Genomic DNA, 6,904 nt, shown 5'->3' with positions numbered 1-6,904 from the left:
GCTGTAGGCGTGGATGTCCGCCCCTCGCATGCCGGCGGCCATGCCGGCGCCCATGATGGCGCCGATGGAGGAGCCGGCGATCGCCACCGGCTTGATGCCGAGATCGTCCAGCGCCTCGATGGCATGGATATGCGCGAGTCCCCGCGCGCCGCCGCCGCCGAAGGCAACCGCGAAGGTCGGGCTCATCCCTTGCCGCCTCCAGCCACCTGGACCAGCGGCGGACCGATCACCATCACCGCCGGATCGGTTGACAGGAGCTTCCTTGCCGCCGCCTTGACGTCTGCAAGCGTCACGGCGTCGATCAGCGCGGCGCGGCGCTTGATGTAGTCGATGCCGAGATTGTCGATCTGCAGCTCGACCAATGTCGCGGCGATCGAGCTGGAAGAATCCAGATTGTTGATGGCGTAGGCGCCGATCATGTATTTCTTGGTCGCGGCGAGCTCCTCCGCGGTCGGCCCCCTCTCGGCCATCTCCTTCACCACCTGGCGCACGATCGAGAGCGTCTCGGCGGCACGGTCGGAGCGCGTCGCGGTGGTGACCAGCAGCGCATTGGAATGCTCGTGATCGACGAGATCCGAGCTGACGCCATAGGCAAGGCCGCGCTTCTCGCGCACCTCCTCGTAAAGCCGCGACGTGAAGGTCGAGCCGCCGAGAATCTCGTTCATCAGCACGGCGGCGTAGAAATCGGGGGCGCTCCGTTTCACGCCAGGCCAGGCAAGCTGCAGCGAGGTCTGCGGCAGGTCGTAATTCACTTCGAGCTGCTGGCCGAGCTTGGGCGCGATGTCGGCAACCGGCGCCAGCGTCTGCTTGTCCGGCAGATCGCCGAACACCTCGTCCAGCTTGCCGCCCAGCGCGGCGGCGTCAATATCGCCCACCACTGCCACATGCAGGCCGCCGCGGGCGAAATTCGCCTTGTGGAAGGCCCTGAGGTCGTCGGCAGTGATGGTGGCGAGGCTCTTCTTGTTGCCTTCGTCCGGCCGCGCGTAGGGATGCTCGCCATAGATCGCGCGCAGCCAGCGCTGCTGGGCGACCGTGTTGGGGTCGCGCTCATTTGTGAGGATGCCGGAGAGTATCTGGGCGCGGATGCGGTCGATCGGCGCCTGGTCGAAGCGCGGGCTATTCACCGCCAGCTTCAGCAGGCCGAAAGCCTCGTCCTTCTGATCGGACAGCATGCGCATCGAGCCATAGGTGCCATCGCGTGCCGCCTGAAAACTCATCTCGGCGCCGGCATCGTCGAGCTTCGACTGGAAGGCCTCGCTGTCGAGATCGCCGGCGCCCTCGTCGAACAGGCCGGTCATCAAATTGACTAGCCCTTCCTTGCCGGCGGGATCCTGCGCGGTGCCGCCATCGAAGACGAAGCGGACGGCAACCAGCGGGATCGAATGGTCCTCCACCAGCCAGGCGGTGACGCCCTTCTTCGACTTGACCTCCTGGATGTTCATCTCCGCGTGGGCGGCAAGCGCAGGCAGCAGCAGGAAGAACAAGGCGAAGCAGAGGGTGGCAACGATGCGCGTCACCTTTCCTTCTCCCCTTGTGGGAGAAGGTGTCGCCGAAGGCGACGGATGAGGGGTGCTGGACGGAGCGCGACCTTGGAAACCGCCAGTCCTCAATGCCCAACGAGATAGGCCGCGTTTCTTCCAACACCCCTCATCCGTCTCGGCGCTGCGCGCCGATCCACCTTCTCCCACAAGGGGAGAAGGAAAGGCGCTCATGCGGTCAGAAACTACGTTCATCGTCAATTCCCCGCCTGCTGCTGCGGCAAGAGATAGCCGGTGGTCGAACGGTCGAGCACCAGGTAGCGGACGGCCGCCGCCTTGACCTCTCCGGCGGTGACCTTGCGGATGCGATCCGGCCATTCCTCGACATCGCTCACATTGCCGCCGGTGGCGAGCGTCGAACCGTACATATTGGCCATGTCGTCCTGCTTGTCGCGGGCAAAGATCATCGAGCGGACGTAGCGCGTCTTGGCCCGCTCCAATTCGTCGTCGGTCACGCCGTCCTTGACGATCCGGGCGATCTCGGCGTCGACGGCCGCCTCGACATCGGAAAGCTTGGCGTCGCCGCGCGGCGCGCCATAGACAGTGAAGTTGGTGGCGTCGAGCATGGTGCCCTGGAAGAAGGCGCCGGCCTCGGAGGCAATGCCTTGCTTCACCACGAGCTGCTGATAGAGGCGGCTGCGGTTATCGCCGCCCAGGATCTCGGCCAGAAGGTCGAGCGCCTCGGCCTCGCCGGGCTTGGCGGTATGATAGGATGGCACCACCCATTGCGCGGAAAAGCTCGGCACCGAGACGCGCGCGTCGGTAAGCGTCACCGTGCGCTTGGTGTTCTGCTCGGGCTCGACCGGGCGGATGCGCGGCCGCAGATCCGGCCCGCGCGCGACCTTGCCATAGGTCCTCTCGGCCATCGCCTTCACGGCGTCGGGATCGACGTCGCCGGCCACCACCAGCACCGCATTGTTCGGCCGGTAGTAGCTGTCATAGAAGGCCTTGGCGTCGGTGCGGTTCAATTGCTCCATCTCCTGCATCCAACCAATCACCGGAATGCGGTAGGGCTGGTTCTGCCAGAGCGTCGCGTCGACCTCTTCGTCGAGCACCGCCTGCGGACTGCCGTCGATGCGCGATCGGCGCTCTTCGAGGATCACGTCGCGCTCGGTCTTGATGACGTCGTCGGTGAGGATGAGGTTGCGCATACGGTCAGCCTCGAAGCCCATCATCTGCTCCAGCGCCGGGGGCGCCACCGTCTCGTGGAAGGCGGTGTAGTCGTAGGAGGTGAAGGCGTTGTTCGAGCCGCCGATCTCGGATACGGCGCGGTCGAACTCGCCGGCGGCGTGGTTGGCCGTCGCCTTGAACATCAGATGCTCGAAGAAATGCGCGATGCCGGATTTGCCGGGCGGCTCGTCGGCGCTGCCGATCTTGTACCACACCATATGGGTGACGATCGGAGCGCGATGATCCGGAATGACCACCACTTCCATGCCGTTGTCGAGCAGGAAATCCTTGACCTCGGCGTCGTCCGCGGCGCGCGCCGGCATCGCCGCCGCGAGCGCCAACGTGCCGGCAAGGAGTGCTGCGCACAGCCCTCGGGTGTTCAATGTCATCAAATGCTCCGGTTTCGGTCGCGCAACGATAGAAAAGCTTTGCTGGCGAGGCAAAGTGAATTGTTCGTCATTTTCGAGGCGCTTGCGCCTTTTCCTTCTCCCCTTGTGGGAGAAGGTGGATCGGCGCGCAGCGCCGAGACGGATGAGGGGTGCTGGAAGAAACGAGGCGATGGAAATACAATCGCTTCGACTGCTTGTATCTGCAAGGAAGCGTTCCGTCCAACACCCCTCATCCGTTCCGAGCTTCGCTCGGCCACCTTCTCCCACAAGGGGAGAAGGGAAATACGCTCTGCTCACCCGACCTCGATGAACCGGATGATCGTATCGCCATAGCCGCGCTCGTCCACCACGGAAAAGCCGGGGCCCGGCTCGAAGGGCGCGGACGCCGCCTCCTCGACCACGCAAAGCGCGCCGGGCAGAAGCCAGCCCCCGGCCTTTGCCGAGCGCAGCGCGCGCTCGCCGAGCCCCTTGCCGTAGGGCGGGTCGGCGAAGACCAGACCGAAAGGCGAAAGCGTACCGGCCTCGCCGAGATGAATGGCGTCGCGGCGGAAGATCTTGGTACGGCCGGTGAGCCCGAAGCTCTCGACGTTCTCGCGGATCAGGCCGCGCCCTTCCGCCGATTCCTCGATGAAGACGCAGTAGGAGGCGCCGCGCGACAAAGCCTCCAGCCCCAGCGCGCCGGTGCCGGCGAAGAGGTCGAGCACCCGGCCGCCTTCGAGCTTTTCCGCATGGCGATGCGCCAGCACGTTGAACACCGCCTCGCGGGTGCGGTCGGTGGTCGGGCGGATGGCATTCGAACGGGGCGTCGCCAGCGGACGCCCGCGAAACTCACCGCCGACGATCCGCATTGCCACCTCTCGGAGCCTTAGGACCACGCGGCCTGTCGCCACCGCTTCCCTCGGGTCGATCGCCCCGTGGCTTGCCAAACGGCTTGCCCTTGCCGCCGGGCTTGAACGATGCCTTGCGCGCCTTCGCCTCGGCGGCCCTGGCGGCTTCGGCCTCCGCCCTGCCCTTGCCGATAGGGCGCGCGCCCGGCGCCATCCAGACATTGGCCTTGCGCTGGCCGGGCGGCTCGATCGGGCGGGGTTCGCGTTTGCTGCCGCCCGGCTTGCCGCCGAAGCCGCCGCGTTCGGACTTGCCGAAGCCGGACTTGGGACCGCGCTCGCCAAAGGCCCTGTCAGGCCTGGTCGACAGCTTGCCCAGCGCCTCGTCGCGGCTGCCTTCGCGGCGCTTGCGGGCCTTGATCAGCCCGCCTTCGCCGATTGGACGGCGGTCGCCCTCGCGCGTGAACTTCGGCCGCTCTGCCTCGTCGTGGCGCGGGTCGCTGCGTCGCACCGGCTTGTTGGAAAAGGGCTTTGTGATCTCGGCATCGAAGTTGGCGCCGGACTCCTCGATCAGCCGTTCGCCGAGCTGGTCGCGCAGCACGCGTCCCTTGATCTCCAGCACATGGCCCTCGGGCAGGTCCTCGAGCTGGAATGGCCCATAGGAAATGCGGATCAGCCGCGTGACATCGAGGCCAAGCGCGCCAAGAATGTTCTTCACTTCGCGGTTCTTGCCTTCGCGCAGACCGATCGTCAGCCAGGCGTTGCTGCCCTGCTCGCGATCGAGCGATGCTTCGATCGAACCGTAGAAGACGCCGTCGACAGCGATGCCTTCGCGCAGGCCGGCGAGCGCGCTCTCCTCGACCTTGCCGTGGACGCGGACGCGATAGCGCCGCAGCCAGCCGGTGGCCGGCAGCTCGAGCACACGCGACAGCCCGCCGTCGTTGGTGAGCAGCAGCAGCCCTTCCGTGTTGATGTCGAGCCGGCCGATGGTCATCAGCCGCGGCAGATCGGCCGGCAGCACGTCGAAGACGGTCTTGCGGCCTTCGGGGTCGCGGTTGGTGGTGACCACCCCCGCCGGCTTATGGAACAGGAACAGCCGCGTGCGTTCGATCGGCGGGATCTCCGTGCCGTCGAGATGGATGATGTCGTCGGGCGTGACATTGAAGGCCGGCGAGGTTAGCACCTTGCCGTTGACCTTGACGCGGCCGGCGGCGATCAGCTCCTCGGCATCGCGGCGCGAGGCGATGCCGGCGCGCGCCAGCCGCTTGGCGATACGCTCGCCGGCTTCGGGCGCTGCTTCCGAAGGGCGCGGACGCGGCTTGAAGCCGCCCTGCCTGGGCGCGGCGTCGCGCGGCGAGCGATCGCTGAAATCGCGCTTTGGCCGGTCCGCGAAATCACGTTGGGGACGGTCGGCGAAGTCGCGCTTGGGACGGTCGAAGCGCCTTTCGCCGCGCTCGCCTTCAGCGGCCATCGGCCGGTCGCCGCGTGGCGTATAGGGTTTGCGCGCGCCGTCGCGCTTCTCGAAGGACTTGCCCTCTGGGCGGGGTCCTTTGCGGAACGGCTTTTCGCCGCGCTCGGCACCCTCGCCCGCTTCGCGCGGCTTATAGCTGCGCTTGAAATCGCGGCGCTCGCCGTCGGCAGCCACCGGCCGATCGCCACGTGGCGTATAGGGTTTTCGCGCACCATCACGTTTCTCGAAGGACGTGCCCTCGCGGCGCGGTCCCTTGCGGAACGGCCTCTCGCCGCGTTCCGTGCCCTCGCCCGCTTCGCGCGGCTTGTAGCCTCGCTTGAACTGCGGCCTCTCGCCTTCGGCGGCCATCGGCCGGTCGCCACGCGGTGCATAAGGTTTGCGCGCGCCATCGCGCTTCTCGAAGGGCTTGCCCTCGGAGCGCGGCCCCTTGCGGAACGGCTTGTCGCCACGCGGCGCCGGTTTCGACCCGCCTTTGCGCGGCCCCTTTTGTCGTGATGATTTCTTATCGTCGTCCATATGGATCTTGCTCGTCTTGGACTGCTACAGCGCACGCGCCCGTTCGGACGCGCAACGCAGGCAGTGTCATCTTGATTTTGCGCGTACAGCAGCGCGGCAAAAACCGATTCCGGTTTTCAGGGTCACGCGCTAGATAACAGGATCACCGTCGGGTGGCGAGGAGTAATCGGAATGGAAAGCGCGTGAAGCGGCCGGATTTCATGGCTTTGGCGCTCAAGGAGGCCGAGGCGGCCGCAAGCCGCGGCGAAGTGCCGGTCGGCGCGGTGATCGCTAAAGACAACGTTGTGGTGGCGAAGGCCGGCAACCGCACGCGCGAACTCGCCGATCCCACCGCCCATGCCGAGATGCTGGCGATCCGCGAGGCCTGCCGGAAACTCGCCAGCGAGCGGCTCACCGGCCACGATCTCTATGTGACACTGGAGCCCTGCGCCATGTGCGCCGGCGCCATCTCGTTCGCCAGGTTGCGCAGGCTTTATTTCGGCGCCGCCGACGAGAAGGGCGGCGCTGTGGTCAACGGCGTGCGCTTCTTCGCTTCACCGACCTGCCACCATACGCCCGATATCTATCCGGGGTTAGGCGAAAGCGAAGCGGCCTTCATCCTCAAGGATTTTTTCCGCGGTAAGCGGGAAATATAGAGCAGCGACGCAGCCGGCTGTGCAAGGAAGCTTACAGGCCCAGCCAGTCGAACCAGCCGCCGCTCTTCTTGCCTTCCGCCTGCGCCTTGAGCCGGCGTTCCTTCTTGTACTCGTCCTCGCCGAGCTCGTTCTGCGGCGCGGTGTCGGAGGCCTGACGATAGGCCAGCGGCGGCTCGCTCAGATATTTGCGGACATTGGGGTTGCCCTGCTTCTGCTCCGCGAGGCGGCGCTGGATCTCAGCGGTGCGGGTCGCGCTGGAATCGTCCGGCGACCAGCGCGGCGGGTGGCTGGAAGCCGAATCGGCCATCGCCTTCTTCACCGCCACCGGATCGGTCTGCACGTCCTCGGCGGCCTCCGGCTG

General features: G+C 66.3%; 6 protein-coding genes and 1 pseudogene. 1 reads left to right on the top strand and 6 read right to left on the bottom strand.

Annotated elements, in window-relative coordinates:
- The 5 genes from EOA29_RS20260 to EOA29_RS20235 all read right to left on the bottom strand — a co-directional run.
- Positions 1-186, bottom strand: a 186-nt coding sequence (locus EOA29_RS20260) for a patatin-like phospholipase family protein (RefSeq protein WP_189478941.1), incomplete at its 3' end; no start/stop codon positions are given.
- Complete coding sequence (locus tag EOA29_RS20255) at positions 183-1,517, bottom strand: pitrilysin family protein (RefSeq protein ID WP_126094411.1); 1,335 nt, start codon at positions 1,515-1,517, stop codon at positions 183-185. The genes EOA29_RS20260 and EOA29_RS20255, both read right to left, overlap by 4 nt.
- 218 nt (positions 1,518-1,735) lie before the next feature.
- Positions 1,736-3,097, bottom strand: coding sequence for a pitrilysin family protein (locus EOA29_RS20245; RefSeq protein WP_126094412.1), 1,362 nt, complete (start codon positions 3,095-3,097; stop codon positions 1,736-1,738).
- A gap of 293 nt (positions 3,098-3,390) precedes the next feature.
- Positions 3,391-3,945 (bottom strand): 16S rRNA (guanine(966)-N(2))-methyltransferase RsmD, encoded by a 555-nt coding sequence (rsmD, locus tag EOA29_RS20240; protein WP_126094413.1) that lies wholly within the window; start codon positions 3,943-3,945, stop codon positions 3,391-3,393.
- Positions 3,926-5,908, bottom strand: coding sequence for a pseudouridine synthase (locus tag EOA29_RS20235; RefSeq protein ID WP_126094414.1), 1,983 nt, complete (start codon positions 5,906-5,908; stop codon positions 3,926-3,928). Before EOA29_RS20235 ends, rsmD begins: the two co-directional genes overlap by 20 nt.
- Positions 5,909-6,090: 182 nt before the next feature.
- Here EOA29_RS20235 and EOA29_RS20230 point away from each other — a divergent pair, with 182 nt between their 5' ends.
- The gene (locus tag EOA29_RS20230; protein WP_126094415.1) at positions 6,091-6,543 is read left to right on the top strand and encodes a nucleoside deaminase; all 453 of its coding nucleotides are present in this window, start codon (positions 6,091-6,093) and stop codon (positions 6,541-6,543) included.
- A gap of 31 nt (positions 6,544-6,574) precedes the next feature.
- Here EOA29_RS20230 and EOA29_RS20225 read toward each other — a convergent pair.
- A pseudogene (locus tag EOA29_RS20225) lies at positions 6,575-6,904 on the bottom strand (hypothetical protein); the annotation flags it as partial.

The organism is Mesorhizobium sp. M1E.F.Ca.ET.063.01.1.1 (genome assembly GCF_003998155.1).
Classification (GTDB): domain Bacteria; phylum Pseudomonadota; class Alphaproteobacteria; order Rhizobiales; family Rhizobiaceae; genus Mesorhizobium.
This window is presented reverse-complemented; position numbering and strand designations above follow the sequence as displayed.